We start from the raw sequence: 17,992 nt of genomic DNA, 5'->3' as shown, positions 1-17,992 counted from the left end.
TGCCGATCTCCGCGCTCCCGGACCAAGCTCCTTTACCACCCATTAACCCTAACAGGATGATAACGGTCGCACTTTCCTGGGGTTGGCCGCGACTTGCGGCAAGAGCGATGAAGGTTCCTGGCCGGTCATGAAAAGCACTGCTTCCCTCTTTCGCGCTTTGCTTGCCCTGTCGCTGCTGACCGGCTGTTCGAGCTACCGCCCGACACCCGCCGCCTTCCATGAAGTGCTCGATCAGCCCTACCGACTCGGCGCCGGCGACCGCGTCCGTGTCACGGTGTTCGAGCAGGATGGGTTGAGCAACACCTACAGCGTCGACCAGTCCGGCTATCTCTCCTTCCCGCTGGTCGGCGCGGTGCCGGCGCGCGGCCACACCGCGCAGCAGTTGGAAAAGGCGATCGCCGACAAGCTGCGCCAAGGCTATTTGCGCGATCCCGACGTTTCGGTCGAAATCGACCGCTACCGGCCGATCTTCGTCATGGGCGAAGTGGGTGCCGCCGGCCAGTATTCCTACGTGCCGGGACTCACCGTGCAGAAGGCGGTCGCCATCGCCGGCGGCTTCACGCCGCGCGCCAATCAGGGGAGCGTCGACATCACCCGCGACATCAACGGCAAGGTGATGACCGGTCGGGTTCTGACATCCGATCCGCTCCTGCCCGGCGACACCGTCTACGTCCGCGAACGCCTGTTCTGAAAAACCCGTCGTGGCGGTGAATCTCAGGATCGTCCACTGCTTTCGCTCACCTGTCGGAGGAATCTTCCGCCACGTGCGCGACCTGACCGAGGCGCAGGTCGCCGCTGGCCATGCGGTGGGAATCGTCTGCGACTCGACCACCGGCGGCGACTATGAGGAGCGCTTGTTCGACGCGATGAAGGACAGTTTGGCGCTCGGCATCCATCGGACGCCGATGCAGCGCCATGTCGGGCCGGGCGATCTCGCCTCGGCCTGGCGCACCTATCGAATCATCCAGGAATTGCGGCCGGACGTGCTGCACGGGCACGGCGCCAAGGGTGGCGCCTATGCCCGGCTGTTCGGCTCACTGTTGCGGGTATCAAGGTTTCGCGTTGCCCGCCTCTATTCGCCGCATGGCGGCTCCCTTCACTATGACGAGACGACGGCGACGGGAAAGCTGTTCTTCGGCCTGGAGCGCTTCATGGCGCGCTTCACCGACTGCCTGCTGTTCGTTTCCGACTACGAGCGGAAGACCTATCGCCGCAAGGTCGGCGAGCCGCCGATACCCAACCGGCTGGTCTATAACGGCCTGCGCGCCGCCGAATTCGAATCGGTGACGACGGCGGATGCCGCCGATTTCCTGTATATCGGGATGATGCGCGACCTGAAGGGTCCGGATATCTTCATCGATGCGCTGGCCTTGGCCGGCAATGAGCTCGGACGCCCCCTGAGCGCAGTTATGGTCGGCGACGGCGACGACCTGCCGCGCTACCACGCGCAGGTCGAGCGGCTCGGCCTGGAGAGCCACGTCCGTTTCCTGCCGCCCATGCCGGCGAGGGACGCTTTCGCGCTGGCCGAGTTGATCGTCGTGCCGTCCCGCGCGGAGGCGATGCCCTATATCGTGCTCGAGGCCTTGGCCGCCGGCATGCCGATGATCGCGACCGCTGTCGGCGGCATTCCGGAAATCTTCGGCGAAAACTCCCCTGCCCTGATCCGGCCCGACGCATTCCAGCTCGCCGCCAAAATGGGGACGGCGCTCGGCGACTTCGACGGTTATCGAAAACTGATGCCCCAGGCCGATGAACTGAAGGCCCGATTCGGCGCCGACGTCATGGCCGCCGATATCGAGAAGGCCTATTTCGCGGCACTGCACAAATAGGCCGCGGGCCGCAACAACTCCAAAACCACCGGTTGTTTCAAGGCTTTCTTAGCTCTCTTTTGCTATGCAGTTGCGCGAAGCTCGCGGACAGTTCCCATGAATGAGATCGACCCCGCGCACCGCTTTTCCATGGATGCGGTGCGCAACTACGACACTCCCGCCGAGGGCGAAAAACCTGGCGGCATCAACGATGTAGCGCGCCAGGTCGCCTCACAATACCGGCGCGATACCATGTCGCCGATCATGGTCAGCGGCGTGCTGCGCATGGTCGAGTTCGCCATGCTGTTCCTGTCTGGGCTCTGCGTGTATTTCTACTATGTCGGCTTCTTCAGCTATCTGGCCTGGCAGTATCCGCTGGCGATCGCGGCGACGTCGTTCCTGGCCGTGGTGTTGCTCGACGTGACCGACTGCTACCAGATCGAGGCTTTGATGCGCCCGCTGGCCAACTTCGGCCGCGTGCTGCTGGTCTGGGCCGGCAGCTTCGCGCTGATGGCGCTCACCGCCTTCGCCATCAAGGCGTCGGAAGACTATTCACGCCTGCTGTTCGGCACCTGGTTCGTGGTCGGCTTCGTGCTGATCTTCGGCCTGAGACTCGTGATGTCCAGCCTCATCCGGCGCTGGGCGCGCGACGGCCGCATGGAGCGCCGCGCGCTCATCGTCGGCGGCGGCAAGGCGGCCGAGCAGCTGATCCGCTCGGTCGAGAAGCAGCCCTACAACGACATCCGCATCTGCGGCATCTTCGACGACCGCAACGACAAGCGCTCGCCGCCGATCGTTGCCGGCTATCCGAAGCTCGGCACCATCTCCGAGCTCATCGAATTCGCCCGCATCGCGCGCATCGACATGCTGATCGTATCGCTGCCGCTGACCGCCGAATCGCGCGTCTTGCAGTTGCTCAAGAAACTCTGGGTGCTGCCGGTCGACATCCGGCTTTCGGCGCATTCCAACGCGCTGCAGTTCCGGCCGCGCGCCTACTCCTATATCGGCTCGGTGCCGATGCTCGACATCTTCGACAAGCCGATCAACGACTGGGATTCGGTCGCCAAACGCGCCTTCGACATCTTCTTCTCACTTGTCGGCATCGTCCTTTTTTCGCCGGTGATGCTCGCCACCGCGATCGCCATCAAGCTCGACAGCAAGGGCCCGGTGCTGTTCAAGCAGAAGCGGCACGGCTTCAACAACGAGATCATCGAGGTCTACAAGTTCCGCTCGATGTATACCGACCGGTCCGACCCGACCGCCAAGCAGACGGTGACCAAGAACGATCCGCGCGTCACCCGCGTCGGGCGCTTCATCCGCAAGACCTCGATCGACGAGCTGCCGCAGTTCTTCAATTCGCTGTTCGGTTCGCTGTCGCTGGTCGGGCCGCGCCCGCATGCCATCGCCGCGCAGTCGCACAATTTGCTCTACAACGAGGTGGTCGACGGCTACTTCGCCCGCCACAAGGTCAAGCCCGGCGTCACCGGCTGGGCGCAGATCAACGGCTGGCGCGGCGAGATGGACACCAACGAAAAGATCCGCATGCGCACCGAATACGACCTCTACTACATCGAGAACTGGTCGATGCTGTTCGACCTGCGCATCCTGTTCCTGACGCCGATCCGCCTGCTCAACACGGAAAACGCCTATTGAGCGCAATCGCCCATCCGTTGCAGCCGCAGGCTGTCAACAAGTTGTCGCCGGAGGCGATTAACGCCAAGCTGATTTCGCTGATCGCGTCGGCGGCGATCGGCGTCGGCATGCTGCTCTCCGGCTTCGTCATCAGCGAGCCGGCGCCCTACGAAATCTACATGGCAGGGCTGATCGCGGTCTGGGCGCTGTTCGGCCTTCGAATCTCGCGTGCGATCGTCCCGTTGCTGGTGCTGCTGGTGGCGATGAACATCGGCGGCATGATCGCCATGACGCAGATGGCGGACCTCGCCAACACGCCGCTCTATCTCGCCGTCTCGCTGTTTTTGGCCCTCAGCGCGGTGTTCTTCGCCTCGGTGACTTCGGTCCACCCCAGCCTCTACCGGCTGATCTTCATCGCCTATGTCGTGTCGGCGGTGGCGACGTCGCTGCTCGGCATCGCCGGCTACTTCCATGCCTTCCCCGGCGCGGAGATGTTCACCAAATACGACCGAGCGGCCGGCGCCTTCCAGGATCCGAACGTGTTCGGGCCGTTCCTGGTGCTGCCCGGCACCTATCTGCTCTATCTGCTCCTGACCGGCCCGGTGTCGCGCATGCCGCTTCTGGCGGTGCCGCTGCTCATCGTCACCGCCGGCATCTTCTTCTCCTTCTCGCGCGGTGCCTGGGGCATGTTCGCCGTGTCGGCGGTGCTGCTCACCGCGTGCCTCTTTCTGCAGAGCGCCAGCGGCAGGTTCCGGCTGCGGGTCGTGGTGATGACGATCGCGGCCGTGGCGCTGCTAGTCATCGCATTCGTCGTCATCCTGCAGTTGCCCGGCGTGTCGGACATGTTCACGCAGCGCGCGCAACTCGAACAGAGCTACGACTCGGCGCGGCTTGGCCGCTTCGCCCGCTATTCGATCGGCTTCCAGTTGGCGATGGAGCACCCGTTCGGCATCGGCCCGCTGGTCTTCGGCACGATCTATGGCGAGGACACGCACGACATCTGGCTGAAGGCGCTGATGGATTACGGCTGGCTCGGCTTCGTCTCGTTCCTGACGCTCACGCTATGGACGATCGGGGCCGGATTCCGCATCCTTCTACGCGACCGGCCGTGGCAGCCTTATCTGCTTTGCGCCTATGTCGCCTATCTCGGCAATATCGGGCTCGGCACCTTCATCGACATCGACCACTGGCGCCATCTCTACCTGCTGTTGGGCTTGATCTGGGGCGCCATCGCGCTGGAGTACCGGCACCAGCGGGAATTGCGGCTGGGAAGGCCTGCATCCCTGCTTGCAATTTCACCTGCGCGATAGGCACCGAATTCGGTTGACCCGCACCGCCTTATCACGATACATCGCCACCCGGTCCGGAGTGTAGCGCAGCCCGGTAGCGCACTTGACTGGGGGTCAAGGGGTCGTCGGTTCGAATCCGGCCACTCCGACCATTTAAATCCTTGAAATCCCCCACGAAGACGGCACGAATGTGCCAGGCGAGTTTATGCCTGCAGCCTAATCTGCATGCGCGGCCAGCATGCGGCGCGCGCTTTCCTCGTCGGTGATCAGGATGGTCGGCGCGATCAGGTTCATGGCACCGAGCAGCGCCTCGGTCTTCTCGGCGCCGCCTGAGGTGAGGATGCGGATCGGCGCCTTACGCAGGCGATCGACATCCACCGACATCACATGGCTGTTGACCGGATGGTCGACCAGATCGCCATTGCGGTCGTAGAAATGGAACAGAAGGTCACCGACGGCGCCCCGCGCCAGCAGGGCCTCGCGGTCCGCTTCCTTGAGGAAGCCGCCGCGCGAGAAGGTGGTGGCCGAAGCGATGCCGCCGACGCTCAACAGAACGGCGTCGAGCGCATCGGCCATTTCAAAAATCTCCTGCAGGCCGCAACGCTCGACCAGCGCGATCTTGGTCTCGACGCTGTCGACGACGGCCGGCGTCGGCATCAGATAACCATCGCCCTGGAAGATCTGTGCAAAGCGCCAGGCGAACTCGGCCGGATTGACCCGGCGCGCGACGCCGACGCCGCCAAGCAGCGAAATCACGCTGAAATCGGTCAGCGATTTGGCACTGATGAAGGGCAAGGTATGGAATAGCGTCACGCCCCAGCCGACGCCGACCCGCATGCCGGATTTCATCGCATCGGACAGGAACATGCCGGTCTTGGCGGCGATTGCCGGGATTGGATCGGCGTTGGGGTCTGTGAGCGGCGCGACCAGCGCCTGCTGCAGCCCAAAGGTCTTCTCCAGCGCCCGCTCCAGCCGCACGATCTCCAAAAGCTCGCTCTCGATGGTGATCTTCACCTCGTTGCGCGCCCTCGCCTCCGCCAGCATGCGCACGATGGTGACGCGGCCGACGCCGAGCACGTCGGCAATCTCGTTTTGCGTCATCTGCTCGACGAAATACATCCAGGCGGCGCGGATCCTGAGGCGGTCGGTCCGGCTTTCGCTGACGACCTGCTCGGATGCCTCAGCCGCCGCCCTGCCGTTTTCGGATTCGCCCTGCCGCCGCCTGCCCAATTTCCCCTCCAAGCCCGGCGATGATGCTGCCTCGCCGATTCTGCATGCTGGTTAAATATTGCCTATTGATCTACCAATCGAGACGAACAATCTAGAGAGGGTGACTGGCGCCCCAAGCCCTGACCGGCTTCAGCGTTTCGAGGCAATTGGCGATGCTGCGACAAATTTCCGAAGATGTCCGCGCCAACCTGAAGGACCGACTTCGGGAATTGCGCGACGCGATCCGCCAGAACCGCCACGACAGCGCCGGCGATACCTCGCACGACATCGCCGGCAATTTGCCGCCCTTCCCGGGCCGCAGCCTGCTTGGCCATGCCGCAAGGGCCGTCGACGAGGCGCTGACGATCGCCGAATCCTTCGTTCCGCATTCCCGGCCGCTCAAGGTCGACGGCACGACCGTCAAAAGCCTGCGGACCTATTTCCCGCAAGGCGACGAAGACCGGCAGATCGGCGGCGAACGCCAGTTCAGGCGTGACATGTATTATCTGACCCGCGCGGTTCTCGCCGGCTACGGCATCGACAATCCGCGCGTTCACGAGGCGGGCTTTTCCGCCGTGCACGCAGCGATGCGCAAGCGCCACGCCGATCTTCTGGCTGCCGCGACGGGCGACGCGGCATCCACGGATGAGGTCGCGGCGGCCTGCGCTGCTCTCCTCGTCGAATGCCTCAACCACCGTCCTGTTCAGCCTGGCGAGATCGGGACAGGCCCGGCGATAGCCGGCGACCGGTCTCTCGACATCAGATGCCTTGCGCCGGTGGTGCTTGCCTGCGGACTGGCGACCAAGGCCGACGGCACGCCCGAGCCCGACATTCTCGAGATCGCGGTGCTGGCGGCCGAAGTGCGGGAGGATCGCATCCGGCAGGCCTGCGCCCAGGCCAATGCCGTCCAGGAACTGACACCGGTTCTCGCCACGCTGCTCGCGCATCTGACGTAACCCGCCGCGAGGATCCGCTATCGCTCGGCCACCATGGCCGCGATCGTCTTCTTGGCGCGCTGGATCGAGGCCGGGCTCATGCTGAGTTCGGTCAGGCCCATCCCGACGAAGGCCGGGATCAGGTCCGGACGGCCGGCGGCCTCGCCGCACATGCCCACCATGATGCCGGCGGCGACACCCGCCTTGGCCGTCAGCTCGATCGCCGACATCACCGCCGGATTGGTGACGTCATTGAGCTTGGCGACCGTCGGATTGAGGCGGTCGGCGGCCATGATGTACTGGGTGAGGTCATTGGTGCCGATCGAGAAGAACGCCACTTCCCTTGCCAGGGCCGGCGCGATCAGCACGGCGGCGGGCGTCTCGATCATCACGCCGAGATCGAAGCTTGCATGCGCAACGCCTTCGGCCTTCAATTCCGTCGCGCATTCATCAACCAGCGCGCGGGTGCGCGTCACCTCGGCGATTTCCGAAACCATCGGCAGCATCACCTTGATGTTGCCGTGGACGGCGGCACGCAGCAGCGCCCGCAGCTGGCGCTTGAAGATGTCGGGCCGGTCCAGGCACATGCGAATGCCGCGCCAGCCGAGGAAGGGGTTTTCCTCGTCGGGAAATTCGATGCCGGCGATCGGCTTGTCGCCGCCGATGTCGAGCGTGCGCACGATGACCGAATGCGGCGCAAACGCCTTGGCCAAGGCGCTGTAGGTCTCGGCCTGCATGTCCTCCGACGGCAGATGCATGTGGCGCATGAAGAGCAGCTCGGTGCGGAACAGCCCGACGCCCATGGCGCCGGCTTCCTGCGCCGCCTCGATCTCCTCCAGCGAGCCGATATTGGCCGCGACCTCGATCACGGTGCCGTCGGCGCGCTTCGGGGTTAGGCCCTTGAACACCTTGAGGCCCGCACGCTCCTGCGCCGCCGCCTCGACGCGCCTGTTGAAATCAGTACGCGTGGCCTCGTCGGGGTCGACGAGAACGTGCCCCGCATTGCCGTCGATGGCGACCTCCTTGGCCGCACGCAACTCGTTGATCTTATCCCCCAGACCCAGCACCGCCGGAATGCCGTGCGAGCGGGCGATGATGGCGATGTGCGAGGTGGCGCCGCCATGGCCGCAGATCACGCCGCCGATGCGCTTCAGCGGCGCGCGCGCCAGATCCCAGGCGCCGATGTCGTCGGCAATGAGGATCGCGCCCTGCGGTATCGTCTCCAGGCTGACTTCGTCCTGGCCGAGCAGCACCAGGCAGATCTGCCGGCCGACGGCATGGACGTCGTCGGCCCGGGCGTTGAGATAGTGGTCGTCGACCGCGCTGAAATCGGCGGCGATGGTGGCCGCGGCCGCAATGACCGCCGAGACCGCGTCGTCACCGCCCCGGATCAGCCTTTCGACCTCGCCGGTCAGGCTGTCGTCGGCGGCGATGTCGCGCAGCGCCGCGACGATGCCACGGTCGCCGGCGGAGAGATTGTTCTCCGCAAGCGTGCGGTCCATGCGCGCCTGGACGCTGGCGACAGCACCGCGGAAGCGCTCGAGCTCACTGTCGATCTCATCGGCCTGCAGGCGCCTGCCCGGCCCCTCGATTTCCGGCGGGAAATGGGCAAAGGCCGGCCCGATGGCCACGCCTTCGCTGGCGGCGATACCCTGGAGTTTTGGTGCTCCATCCGGCGACGCGGCAGTCGGCGGCGTGGCCTGCGGAACGGACAAGGCGGCTGTAGCTTCGGAGCCAGCTTCGGCAGCCTCGCCTTCGTCGTCGAGGCCGGCGCGCGGGTTCTCCAGATAGCCTATCAGCGCCTCGATGGCCTCGATCGCGTCGGCGCCGTTGGCGCGCACGGTGACTTCCTGGTTTTCCTTGACCGCCAGCAGCATCAGCTTGACCGAGCTCTTGGCGCTGACCGCCTTGCCGTCCTTGACCAGCTCGACATCGGATTCGAAACCCTTGGCGAGTTTCACGAACCGCGTGGCGGGACGGGCGTGCAAACCTTCATGCACTCTGACGATGGTCGAGCGTTCCATGGCAATAACTCTAGGTTTGTGGCGCCGTCGACAGACAGCGCGGATACTATCAGGCGGCGATGGTGATGACAGCGCCCGGCGTAAGCGCCGCCACGAGCGCTCCGGTATCGACCTCGGATGCGCAGACTTCGCCGGGCCTTTCAGCCTCGGTCGCTCCGTTGAAGGAGATGACGACGTGACCCATCTCGCGGACCTTGCTCCACGCGGTGGAGCCGACCGCCGTTATCACGGCCGAAACCGGTCCGAGCGTGATCGACGCGCCTTTTTGCGGTGCGTCGTCACTGGGTCCCTGCTCTGCCAGATGAAGCACGGAAACCTCGGCCAGTTCCGGAGGCGAGCCATCCGCGAACAGGATGACCACACCGCCCTCGGCGAGGTCCGCCACTTCGGGTCCTATTGCCGTGACCCGTGTCTTGAGAAGAACCGACATATGGCGAACCTCGTTGTTACGCGTTTTTAGAACACGATCAGGGAGACGACCCATGCGATCAGCACGGAGACCGGGCCCATGATCTGGCGGCTGATGAGCACCGCCGGCACGCCGATTTCGATCGTCTTCGGCTTGGCCTCACCGAGCGCCAGACCGACGGGAACGAAGTCGCAGCCCACCTGCGTGTTGTAGGCAAACAGCGCCGGCAGCGCCATTGCGGGCGAGATAGTGCCGTTGGCGATCTGCGGGCCGATGATGGCGACGCCGATCACCTGCGCGATGACCGCGCCCGGTCCCAGGATGGGCGACAGGAACGGCAGGCCGCAGATGGCCGAGATGACCAGCAGGCCGACGATGTTGTTGGCCAGCGGACCCATCGGCTGCGCCAGCACGTCACCGATGCCGGTATAGAGGATCAGGCCGATCAGCATGGTCACGAAGGCCATGAAGGGCAGCACGTTGCGGATGACCTGATCGATGGTGCGGCGGCCGGAATTGAAGAAGATGCCGACGACGCGGCCCATGACGCGGCCGATCGAGCTGATCAGGCCGATAAGCCCGCCCTCGCTCGGCAGCGGCTCGGCCGCCCTGGATGCAGTGTTGTTGCTTGAACTCATCGATGCTGCTCCCCCCGCAGTGGTGACCGCTTCGGATCCGTCCGCCATTGTGACATTGGCCGGCTTCACGCCCGAAACGTAGATGTCTTCCGTGATGAACTGAGCGAGCGGACCCGCCTGGCCGACCGGCGTCAGATTGACGGTCGGGATACGCTTGCGCGGATAGACGCCGCAGCGCGCGGTGCCGCCGCAGTCGACGACGACGACCGCCATCTCGCTTTCGATCGGCGGCGCCTTGAAGCCGTCGACCGCCTCGGCGCCGGTCATATCGGCGATAAGCTGCGCCACCGGATGAATGCCGCCACCGGTTACCGACACGACCTTGCTGCGCTGTTCGGTCGGCTCGATGACCAGCGGACCGCCCCAGCCGGTGGACCCCTTCGAGATCTTTACTGCCTTGTATGTCTTGGCCATGGTGTCCTCCCGCCCTTAGAGCTCGACGCCCTGGCGGCGTGCCATGATGGCCGTGATGCGCTCGGTCAGCATGCCCTTGAGCAGGATGACGACGAGGCCGACGATGGCGTACCAGATGGCCACCTTGACGTGGTAGCCGTTGGCGATGACGCCTCGCTTCTCGAGGTCGAGCAGCGCGACCAGCATGCCGCCCCAGACGAAATATTCGCCGGGGTTGATATGCGGGAACAGGCCGAGCGGCGGATGCACGTAGGACACGGCCGCGTCGTAGAAGGCGGGCTTGTGCTTTTCTTCCAGGAAAGAACCGAAGGTGTAAGCCATCGGGTTGGTGAGGAAGAACACCGACAGGACCGGCAGCACCGTATAACGGGTCAGCGCGATGCGGCCGGCGCCGCGCGCCAGGCCGTGAACGCGCTCTTCGCCGACCAGTTCGGTAACGGCGTAGAAGGCGGTCATCAGCACCACCAGCGTCGGGATGATGCCGGTGACGAAGCCGGCGAACACTTCGCCGCCCTTCTGGAAGATGCCGATGAAATACTTGCCGATCGCGGTCAGCCAGCCGAGCTGCTCTTCCTGCTGCACGTTCTTCAGCTGTTCCTTCAGCTGATCGGCGGTGACCGGCGCGTTGTCGGTCGTCGCCTGCGCCAGGACAACAAGATGATCGGTGGCATGCTCGACGCCGAGCTTGCCGTGCCAGGCAGCATCCGAGACCATGGTGCCTGCGACATGCAGGTTATGCACCGCTAGGTCGGCATGCTGCGCCAATAACGAAATTACAGACATTTCTCCTCCTTATGACCCCTGCCGGTCATTCCCAGCCGGCTGCCGGCGTCCGTTTATGCCCTTGCTACGTTCAAGCCGGACAGGCCCGGCTTCTTCCCCGGCTCCGACCGCGCGCGGTCGATCTGCTCGATCGCCCGTTTCACGGCCTCGGCCACACCGGGTTCCCCCTCCCCCATGATCGCAGGGTTGGACCGGAGTCGATCGAGGGGGACGCCCTCGAATTCTTCATGTCGCTTGAACTTGGTCAGCACCGAGCGGCCGCTCATGACCATCATGCGGCGCACGATCAGATCCGGCGTCACGACGATCAGCGCGATAGTGCCCTTGGCAAGCCGGCCGCGGAAATTGCCAGCGCCGACGAAGCCATCCTTGAACTCTCCGGTGACGCCTTTGAAGACGTCCGAATAATGCCGCATCTGCAGCCAGACGCCCAGCGATTGCAGCGCCCAGACAACAAACAGCAGAAGCAGTGCCCACTGCCAGATCGCCATTCGGTACTCCTCCCGACTCTCGTTCCTCCGACGCATATTGGACGGAGGTGAGATGACCCGAAAGTGAGAACATTTGTTTCCTCGGATGTCAACATGTATTATATTAGCCGTCATAACGCTCCACAGGCGGCTGACCGATTTCGGCATCGGCAACGCCTGTGCTAGCCTGCCGTCAAACGGGAAGTGAGACATGGACCTGCCTTTCAGGCACGAACTCGCGCTGATGCCGGACCTTCGCCACCGGCTGCGGCAGCTGCGCTGGTTCCGCGCCACCTTCCGCAGCAGCGCGAAAGTGGTGTCCGAAACGTTCGGCGTGCGCTTCGAGATCGACGAGGCCAAGTTGACGCGCGCTTTCCTCGACTGGATCGAAGTCATGGAAGCGCAGAAGCGATTCGCTGCCGTCGACCGCGCGGACTTCATTGTCTTCGCCGCCGGGCTTGTGCTGCGCGAGCTGATCCGGCAGGCGCCGGCGCGGGAGATTTCCGGCCTCACCGACATGATCGAGAGCGAGGCCAATGCCGGCACGGCGGAAATCGTGCGCTTCTGGCCGGAAGGCTTCCTCTATACCAACTACTGCGTATCGGCGATCCTGGCCGTGCACGAGCAGGAGTTCGGCACGGCGCCCAGCATCGACAAATGCGCCGACGACCTGCGAACCTGGTGGTCTTACCGCGAGAACGCAACGGAAATGCCCGCCTATGCCGTGGCCTTTCTCGACCGCTTCCTCGGCGCCGAGCCCAACTGGATCACACCCGACCGCGCGCAGTCGCGCCAGGCCATGCAGCGCGCGCTTGGATCCACGCCGGTCAGCGAGGCGCTGCGCCAGCTTTGAGGCGTTGGGGACGGAGCCGCCCGACTATTGAACATCTGACTTTTTATCGATAGCGATGTGCGCATTGGCACAGGAGCCGGGAGAAGCGCGTGGCGCAACCTAGACTGATGATTTTCGATTGCGACGGCGTTCTCGTCGACAGCGAGCCGCTGGCCGCCAAAGCCTATGAGCGCGTCTACGAGAAACACGGCATGCCCGGCGTCCATGGCGGCATCATCGCCCAATGCATCGGCATGAAGCAGTCCGACATCATCGTCAAAATCAAGGAACTGACCGGCCATCAGTTTCCGGCCGCCGCCGACGGCGATATCTGGGCCGAGACCAAGCTGCTCTTTTCCGAGGAGCTGAAGCCGACGCCGGGCATCGCGCCATTCCTGAGCGCGCTTGCCGGCGACCGCTGCGTCGCTTCGTCATCCTCGGTCGAACGCATCAACCACAGCCTGTCGGTGACCGGGCTGTCACGCTTCTTCGGCGAAGCGATCTTTTCCTCCTCGATGGTGAAGAACGGCAAGCCGGCGCCCGACATCTTCCTCTACGCCGCCGAGAAAATGGGGGCGAAGCCGGCCGACTGCATCGTCGTCGAAGATTCGCCGCTCGGCGTCCAAGGCGCGGTCGCGGCCGGCATGATCGCGATCGGCTATACCGGCGGCGCGCACACTTATGCCGAGCACTGTGCGCGGCTGAAGGCTGCCGGCGCCGATTTCGTCTGCGCCGACTGGCACGAAGTCGGCCGGCAATTGGCGGGGCTTGGCGTTCCGGCCTGATCCAACTCTTTGTTGGAGCATGATCTTCTCCGAAAACCGGTTCCCACTTTTGCATTCGCTGACCTTCGGTTCGGGATCATGCTCTAGCGGAGACTGGGGAAGCGACGCCGGGTCCACTCACCGGGCGGGACCAGTCCCCCCACACGGAAGTTGAAGGACAGGACCCTCGTTGCATCGGCGTCGACCTCGCAGCGGAAGCTCAGATCGTACCATTGCGTTGTCGTGCTGAAGGCAGCCTGCGTAGGGTTAAGAACATTGCCCTGCTTCAGGGGAATAGTCGGCAGCCATTTGGGCGAGTAATCGGCACTTTGCAATTCCTGGTTCAGAACGTTGGCGCAAAGATTGGCAACGCGCTGATCGCGCGGCACGCTCTCCATCGAGCTTGTGGCCAGCGCGTTGCCGGTCGCACCCGGCGAGTAGAGCTTTCTGACGCCCGGCAGGCCGGAATAGATCGGCGATCCCGCAACCTCGGTGTCGGCGGGGTTTGACCTTCCTGGGTTCCCGCTTGGCGCTCTCAAGGCTCTTGCCGATTTGAACTTCATCGCCTTGGAAGGTTTAGGCTTTGCCTTTTCGGTTGACGATGGAGGTGCGGGCTTGTCGCCGGCTTCGGCCGTCAACGGCTTTGGCGCTTCGGCCGCCTGGTTCTCGGCGGGTTGCGACGCCTTGTCCGGCTGCTGCTTGTCAGTGTCCTCGGTCGCCTGCTTCTCCTCGCTTTGCGAGGGTTTTTCGTCCGGCGGGGCGGTTGCCGGCTTATCTTGGGCCTTGCTGGTATCCGCCTGCTGCTCGGGCGTTGCAGCGGCTGGCTGGTCGGGCGCCGGCTTCGGTGCGACCGGCGGCTTCGCTGGTTCATTTTGGGCTGGCGACGGCGCGTTGGCTGGAGCGCTGCCTCCGTTCAGAGATTTCTCCGGGCCGGTATCCTTCTCGCCATACTGGAAAACGCGCTTCAGAACCGGAATGTCCTGCGGTTTCGGCGGCTGCGGAGGCGGTGGCTTTTGCACGGCCTGCTCAGGCGGCTTTTCAGCCTTCTTTTCAGGCGTCGGCTGCGGCGGCTTTGGAGCGGGCTTCGGCTTGGGCTGATCGGGCGGCGGCACGATCGCGACATTCACCGGCTGTTCCTGCTGATCCGGCTGTTGGTCGGGTCTCGGCAAGCCAAGGAACAAGAACGCTGCAATCAGGGCATGCAGGAATAGCGATGCGGCCAAGGCCCACCGCCAATTCCGAAACCATTCCCGCATCTTGCCGTTCATAGCGCCCGATGTGGAACGAAATAGCGGCGGCTTCAAGCGCTAGGCCGGGTTTCCTACGAGCTGCCGGCCTGACAAGTCGGTGATCGGAGGGTCCGTGGCGTTAAGAGCAAGCCGGATCAAGGGCCTGCAGGGTTGGCTTACACCAGCATGCCCATCGGGTTTTCGATCATGCGCTTGAAGGCGCCGAGCAATTCCGCGCCAAGCGCGCCGTCGACCGCGCGGTGATCGGTCGACAGCGTCACCGACATCACGGTGGCTATTCTGATCTCGCCCTTCTTCACCACCGCACGCTCCTCGCCGGCGCCAACCGCCAAGATCGTCGCATGCGGCGGGTTGATGACGGCGGCAAAGTCCTTGATGCCGAACATGCCCAGATTGGACACAGCGGTCGTGCCGCCCTGATACTCTTCCGGCTTCAACTTGCGGCTCCTGGCGCGGCTCGCCAGGTCCTTCATCTCGTTGGAGATGACCGACAGCGTCTTTTCGTCCGCATGCCGGATGATCGGCGTGATCAGGCCGCCGGGGATCGACACGGCGACGCCGACATCGGCGTGCTTGTGCTTGACCATGGCGCTGTCGGTCCAGGAGGCGTTCGCGTCCGGCACCGCCATCAGCGCCATCGCCATCGCCTTGATGACCATGTCGTTGACGGAGAGCTTGTAGGCCGGGGCTTCGCCCTTGTCGGTCTTCCGCATCGGGGCCGCGGCATTCAACTGCGTGCGAAGCGCCAGCAGCGCATCGAGCTCGCAGTCGAGCGTCAGGTAGAAATGCGGGATGGTGGATTTCGCCTCGACCAGGCGGCGCGCAATCGTCTTGCGCATGTTGTCGTGCGGCGCGAGCTCGTAGGAGCCTTCGGCGAACAGCTTCAGCACCTGGTCGTCCGACATCGGCTTGGGTGCTGGGGCCGGAGCGGATGGAGCGCCGGCCGGAATCTCGGCGGCGGGCTGAGCAGAGGCGGCCGCGTCTTTCGCGGCGGCTGCGGCCTCAACGTCGGCGCGCACAACACGGCCGCGCGGACCGCTGCCTGCTATAGCCGAGAGGTCCAGATTTGCCTCACGGGCCAAGCGTCGAGCCAAAGGCGTGGCTCGGGCAGGCCCTTGCGATTGGCTAATCTCCCCCCTCGTGGGGGAGATGGCCGGCAGGCCAGAGGGGGGGGCGACAGACTGAGACGTTGGCGGGACAGCGCCCCCCTCTGTCGGCTTCGCCCGCATCTCCCCCCTTAGGGGGGAGATTGGCGCGTAGACTTCGTCATCGGCATAAATCCACGCCACCGGCTCGCCGACGGGAATGTCGACGCGCTCCTTGCCGGTGACGTTGCGCAGCGTGCCGCTGGCCGGCGCATCGATCTCCATCGCCGCCTTGTCGGTCTCGATCTCGAAGAGCACGTCGCCCTTCTTGACCTTGGCGCCTTCCTCGGCGAACCAGCGCGAGATCTGTCCGGTCGCCATGTCCATGTCGACCTTGGGAAGAATGACTTCGGTCGGCATCGCTCAGCGGACCCCTTTCACGAGGTCGCGGGCGGCGGCGATGATGTCGGGAACCTGCGGCACCGTCGCCTTTTCCAGGTCCGGATTGTAGGGGATCGGCGTCTCGGCGCCGCCGAGCCGCACGATCGGCGCATCGAGATAGTCGAACGCCTCGCTTTCGGCGACGAGCGCGCTCACTTCCGCGCCGATGCCGAGCGTCTTCACCGCCTCGTAGACGCAGAGCAGGCGCGAGGTCTTCTTCACGCTGTCGATGACGGTCTGCCTGTCGAGCGGCCGGATCGTGCGCAGATCGACCACTTCGATGTCGATGCCCTCGCCCTCCAGCACGGCCGCGGCATCGAGCGCCTTCTGCACCATGATCGAGGTGGCGACGATGGTGAGATCGCGGCCTTCGCGGCGGATCTCGGCCTTGCCGATCGGAACGGTGTAATGGCCTTCCGGCACATGGCCCTTCATCTTGTAGAGCAGCTTGTGCTCGAAGATCATGACCGGGTCCGGATCGGCGACCGCGGCAAGCAGCATGCCCTTGGCATCGTGCGGCGTCGCCGGCTGTATCACCTTCAGGCCGGGCACATGGCCGAGCCAGGCCTCGAGGCTCTGGCTGTGCTGGGCGGCGGCGCCCGTGCCGGAGCCGGCCGGGAAGCGCATCACCAGGGGCACCGAAACCTCGCCGCCGAGCATGAAGCGCATCTTGGCCGCCTGGTTGACGATCTGCTCCATGCCGAGCGTGGCGAAATCCGAGAACTGGAATTCGAAGATCGGCCGCATGCCGGTGACGGCGGCGCCCACCGCGACGCCGGCGCCGCCCAGTTCCGAGATCGGCGTGTCGATGACACGGTCGCTGCCGTAGCGCTCGACAAGATCGCCCGTCACCTGGAAGGCGCCGCCATAGACGCCGATGTCCTCGCCCATCAGGAAGACGCGCTCGTCCATGTCCATGGCGATAGCCATGGCTTCCTGGATCGCCTGGGCGTAGCTCAGTTCACGCACCACGGCATCCATCACGCATGCTCCGTGTAAACGTAGTCCGCAAGGGCGGCGATCTCGGGCGCCGGGCTCGCCTTGGCGAACTCGATGCCGTCGGCGATCTCCTTGGCGACCGCGTCGCGGATCGCCTGGATGCCCTGGTCGTCGATGAAGCCGAAGTCACGCAGTTCGGTCTCAAACAGCGTGATCGGATCGCGGTTCGCCATCCAGTCCTCGATCTCTTCCTTGGTGCGGTAGCGGTTGCGGTCGCTCTTGGAATGGCCGCGATGGCGATAGGTCTTGGATTCGATCAGCGTCGGCCCCTCGCCCGCGCGCGCCCGCTCCATCGCCTTGAAAGACGCCTCGGCGACCTCGGAGAAGATATTGCCGTTGACGATGACACCGGGCATCGAATAGGCGGCCGCCCGCTCGGCGATGTTCTTCACCGCGGTCGAGCGCGCCGTCGAGGTCGACATGCCGTAGCCGTTGTTCTCGCACACGAAGATCACCGGCAGCTTCCAGATCGCCGCCATGTTCAGCGCCTCATGAAAGGCGCCCTCATTGTTGGCGCCGTCGCCGAAGAACGAGACCACGACCTTGCCGGTCTTCATCCTCTTGGCGGAAAGTGCGGCACCCACCGCGATCGGAATGCCGCCGGCGACGATGCCGTTGGCGCCGAGATTGCCCTTGGCGACATCGGCGATGTGCATGGAGCCGCCGCGGCCCTTGCAGTAACCGGTGGTCTTGCCGAAGAACTCGGCGAACATACGGCTGACCTCGGCGCCCTTGGCGATGCAATGGCCATGGCCGCGATGCGTTGAGGTGATCTGGTCATCCTCGGCGAGCGGCATGCAGATGCCCATGGCGCTGGCTTCCTGGCCGATCGACAGGTGCATGGTGCCGTGGATGAGGCCGCGCATGTAGCACTCTTCGGCGCCCTCTTCGAAGCGGCGGATGAGGTACATCTTATGAAGCACCTCCCGGAGCTGCTCCGGACTGTACTGGCGATAGACGAAAGGCAGGTTGGCCCGGCTATCCACGACGGCTTTGCTGGCTCCAGCCAT

At 64.4% G+C, this 17,992-nt stretch carries 17 protein-coding genes and 1 tRNA gene; 8 read left to right on the top strand and 10 right to left on the bottom strand.

Annotated elements, in window-relative coordinates; all coding sequences use genetic code 11:
- Positions 1-127 precede the first annotated feature (127 nt).
- The 5 genes from FJ417_RS27055 to FJ417_RS27035 all read left to right on the top strand — a co-directional run bounded on the left by FJ417_RS27055 (position 128) and on the right by FJ417_RS27035 (position 4,881).
- A complete protein-coding gene (locus FJ417_RS27055) occupies positions 128-691 on the top strand; it encodes a polysaccharide biosynthesis/export family protein (RefSeq protein ID WP_140658553.1) in 564 nt (187 codons plus the stop codon).
- A 10-nt stretch (positions 692-701) separates the two neighbouring features.
- Positions 702-1,829: a glycosyltransferase gene (locus FJ417_RS27050; protein WP_140785534.1), complete on the top strand. Its 1,128-nt coding sequence runs from the start codon at positions 702-704 to the stop codon at positions 1,827-1,829.
- Between the two features lie 96 nt (positions 1,830-1,925).
- Positions 1,926-3,461, top strand: a complete 1,536-nt coding sequence (locus FJ417_RS27045) for an undecaprenyl-phosphate glucose phosphotransferase (RefSeq protein WP_140785533.1) — start codon at positions 1,926-1,928, stop codon at positions 3,459-3,461.
- Positions 3,458-4,750, top strand: a complete 1,293-nt coding sequence (locus FJ417_RS27040) for an O-antigen ligase family protein (RefSeq protein WP_140785532.1) — start codon at positions 3,458-3,460, stop codon at positions 4,748-4,750. Before FJ417_RS27045 ends, FJ417_RS27040 begins: the two co-directional genes overlap by 4 nt.
- Before the next feature lie 54 nt (positions 4,751-4,804).
- Positions 4,805-4,881, top strand: a tRNA-Pro gene (locus FJ417_RS27035).
- A 64-nt stretch (positions 4,882-4,945) separates the two neighbouring features.
- Here FJ417_RS27035 and FJ417_RS27030 read toward each other — a convergent pair.
- Positions 4,946-5,959 (bottom strand): sugar-binding transcriptional regulator, encoded by a 1,014-nt coding sequence (locus FJ417_RS27030; RefSeq protein WP_140707537.1) that lies wholly within the window; start codon positions 5,957-5,959, stop codon positions 4,946-4,948.
- Positions 5,960-6,111: 152 nt separating this feature from the next.
- On the opposite strand from FJ417_RS27030, the gene FJ417_RS27025 reads away from it, so the two are divergent.
- Complete coding sequence (locus FJ417_RS27025; RefSeq protein WP_140785531.1) at positions 6,112-6,894, top strand: hypothetical protein; 783 nt, start codon at positions 6,112-6,114, stop codon at positions 6,892-6,894.
- 17 nt (positions 6,895-6,911) lie between these two features.
- Here the strand turns inward: FJ417_RS27025 and ptsP are convergent, their stop codons facing one another.
- Genes ptsP through FJ417_RS27000 form a run of 5 tightly spaced genes read right to left on the bottom strand, consistent with a single transcriptional unit; the run spans position 6,912 to position 11,632 of the window.
- The gene (ptsP, locus tag FJ417_RS27020) at positions 6,912-8,897 is read right to left on the bottom strand and encodes a phosphoenolpyruvate--protein phosphotransferase (protein WP_140785530.1); all 1,986 of its coding nucleotides are present in this window, start codon (positions 8,895-8,897) and stop codon (positions 6,912-6,914) included.
- Between the two features lie 49 nt (positions 8,898-8,946).
- Positions 8,947-9,327, bottom strand: a complete 381-nt coding sequence (locus tag FJ417_RS27015) for a PTS glucitol/sorbitol transporter subunit IIA (protein WP_140658568.1) — start codon at positions 9,325-9,327, stop codon at positions 8,947-8,949.
- A gap of 26 nt (positions 9,328-9,353) precedes the next feature.
- Positions 9,354-10,358 (bottom strand): PTS glucitol/sorbitol transporter subunit IIB, encoded by a 1,005-nt coding sequence (locus FJ417_RS27010; RefSeq protein ID WP_140641477.1) that lies wholly within the window; start codon positions 10,356-10,358, stop codon positions 9,354-9,356.
- Between the two features lie 15 nt (positions 10,359-10,373).
- A complete protein-coding gene (locus FJ417_RS27005; protein ID WP_127867858.1) occupies positions 10,374-11,141 on the bottom strand; it encodes a PTS glucitol/sorbitol transporter subunit IIC in 768 nt (255 codons plus the stop codon).
- 53 nt (positions 11,142-11,194) lie between these two features.
- Positions 11,195-11,632: a transcriptional regulator GutM gene (locus FJ417_RS27000; RefSeq protein ID WP_140641475.1), complete on the bottom strand. Its 438-nt coding sequence runs from the start codon at positions 11,630-11,632 to the stop codon at positions 11,195-11,197.
- Between the two features lie 190 nt (positions 11,633-11,822).
- Here FJ417_RS27000 and FJ417_RS26995 point away from each other — a divergent pair, with 190 nt between their 5' ends.
- Both FJ417_RS26995 and FJ417_RS26990 read left to right on the top strand, forming a co-directional pair.
- Positions 11,823-12,464, top strand: a complete 642-nt coding sequence (locus tag FJ417_RS26995; RefSeq protein WP_140641473.1) for a hypothetical protein — start codon at positions 11,823-11,825, stop codon at positions 12,462-12,464.
- An 89-nt stretch (positions 12,465-12,553) separates the two neighbouring features.
- Entirely contained in the window at positions 12,554-13,228 is a 675-nt protein-coding gene (locus FJ417_RS26990; RefSeq protein ID WP_140785529.1) for an HAD family phosphatase, read from the top strand.
- 83 nt (positions 13,229-13,311) lie between these two features.
- On the opposite strand, the gene FJ417_RS26985 is transcribed toward FJ417_RS26990, so the two are convergent.
- The 4 genes from FJ417_RS26985 to FJ417_RS26970 form a co-directional block, all read right to left on the bottom strand.
- Positions 13,312-14,475: a DUF930 domain-containing protein gene (locus tag FJ417_RS26985; protein ID WP_140785555.1), complete on the bottom strand. Its 1,164-nt coding sequence runs from the start codon at positions 14,473-14,475 to the stop codon at positions 13,312-13,314.
- A 137-nt stretch (positions 14,476-14,612) separates the two neighbouring features.
- Positions 14,613-15,962, bottom strand: coding sequence for a pyruvate dehydrogenase complex dihydrolipoamide acetyltransferase (locus tag FJ417_RS26980; protein ID WP_140785528.1), 1,350 nt, complete (start codon positions 15,960-15,962; stop codon positions 14,613-14,615).
- Positions 15,963-15,965: 3 nt separating this feature from the next.
- Entirely contained in the window at positions 15,966-16,964 is a 999-nt protein-coding gene (locus FJ417_RS26975) for an alpha-ketoacid dehydrogenase subunit beta (protein WP_140641599.1), read from the bottom strand.
- Positions 16,964-17,992: a thiamine pyrophosphate-dependent dehydrogenase E1 component subunit alpha gene (locus FJ417_RS26970; RefSeq protein ID WP_140785527.1), complete on the bottom strand. Its 1,029-nt coding sequence runs from the start codon at positions 17,990-17,992 to the stop codon at positions 16,964-16,966. The genes FJ417_RS26975 and FJ417_RS26970 overlap by 1 nt, the downstream gene beginning before the upstream one ends.

The sequence above is a fragment of the Mesorhizobium sp. B3-1-7 genome (assembly GCF_006439385.1).
Lineage (GTDB): Bacteria > Pseudomonadota > Alphaproteobacteria > Rhizobiales > Rhizobiaceae > Mesorhizobium.
This window is presented reverse-complemented; position numbering and strand designations above follow the sequence as displayed.

What these genes read in the sequence shown, in the direction of transcription:
- FJ417_RS27055 (WP_140658553.1), top strand. Translation starts at nt 128, where the DNA reads ATGAAAAGCACTGCTTCCCTCTTTCGCGCTTTGCTTGCCCTGTCGCTG.
- FJ417_RS27045 (WP_140785533.1), top strand. Translation starts at nt 1,926, where the DNA reads ATGAATGAGATCGACCCCGCGCACCGCTTTTCCATGGATGCGGTGCGC.
- FJ417_RS27025 (WP_140785531.1), top strand. Translation starts at nt 6,112, where the DNA reads ATGCTGCGACAAATTTCCGAAGATGTCCGCGCCAACCTGAAGGACCGA.
- ptsP (WP_140785530.1), bottom strand. Translation starts at nt 8,897, where the DNA reads ATGGAACGCTCGACCATCGTCAGAGTGCATGAAGGTTTGCACGCCCGT.
- FJ417_RS27015 (WP_140658568.1), bottom strand. Translation starts at nt 9,327, where the DNA reads ATGTCGGTTCTTCTCAAGACACGGGTCACGGCAATAGGACCCGAAGTG.
- FJ417_RS27010 (WP_140641477.1), bottom strand. Translation starts at nt 10,358, where the DNA reads ATGGCCAAGACATACAAGGCAGTAAAGATCTCGAAGGGGTCCACCGGC.
- FJ417_RS27005 (WP_127867858.1), bottom strand. Translation starts at nt 11,141, where the DNA reads ATGTCTGTAATTTCGTTATTGGCGCAGCATGCCGACCTAGCGGTGCAT.
- FJ417_RS27000 (WP_140641475.1), bottom strand. Translation starts at nt 11,632, where the DNA reads ATGGCGATCTGGCAGTGGGCACTGCTTCTGCTGTTTGTTGTCTGGGCG.
- FJ417_RS26995 (WP_140641473.1), top strand. Translation starts at nt 11,823, where the DNA reads ATGGACCTGCCTTTCAGGCACGAACTCGCGCTGATGCCGGACCTTCGC.
- FJ417_RS26985 (WP_140785555.1), bottom strand. Translation starts at nt 14,475, where the DNA reads ATGAACGGCAAGATGCGGGAATGGTTTCGGAATTGGCGGTGGGCCTTG.
- FJ417_RS26980 (WP_140785528.1), bottom strand. Translation starts at nt 15,962, where the DNA reads ATGCCGACCGAAGTCATTCTTCCCAAGGTCGACATGGACATGGCGACC.
- FJ417_RS26975 (WP_140641599.1), bottom strand. Translation starts at nt 16,964, where the DNA reads ATGGATGCCGTGGTGCGTGAACTGAGCTACGCCCAGGCGATCCAGGAA.
- FJ417_RS26970 (WP_140785527.1), bottom strand. Translation starts at nt 17,992, where the DNA reads ATGGCTGGAGCCAGCAAAGCCGTCGTGGATAGCCGGGCCAACCTGCCT.